Origin of the sequence: Cellulomonas sp. GbtcB1 (assembly GCF_019091725.1) — a bacterium.
Lineage (GTDB): Bacteria > Actinomycetota > Actinomycetes > Actinomycetales > Cellulomonadaceae > Cellulomonas.
Genome location: NZ_JAGXJG010000635.1, coordinates 1 through 232, shown reverse-complemented (window position 1 = coordinate 232; position 232 = coordinate 1). Strand labels below are relative to the sequence as shown.

At 79.3% G+C, this 232-nt stretch carries 1 protein-coding gene; it reads left to right on the top strand.

The annotated features are described in order from the left end of the window. A partial coding sequence (locus KVT14_RS21620) for a DUF3000 family protein (protein ID WP_217617414.1) occupies positions 1–232 on the top strand: 232 nt, incomplete at both ends.

The following is a 232-nucleotide window of genomic DNA, read 5'->3' as shown; positions in this document are numbered from 1 at the left end:
CGGCCCTCGTCGCCGAGGTCCGCAGCGGCCGGCGCGACCCCGACGCCGAGGAGCTGGCGTCCGGCCGGTTCGTCGTCCTGCACGACCCCGCGGGCCAGGAGGCCTGGGGCGGCGCGTTCCGGCTCGCGACCCTGGTGCGCGCGACGCTCGAGCCGGAGGTCGGCCAGGGCCCGCTGCTGGCCGAGGTCGCGTGGAGCTGGTTCTCCGACGCCCTCGCGTCCGCCGGCGTCGA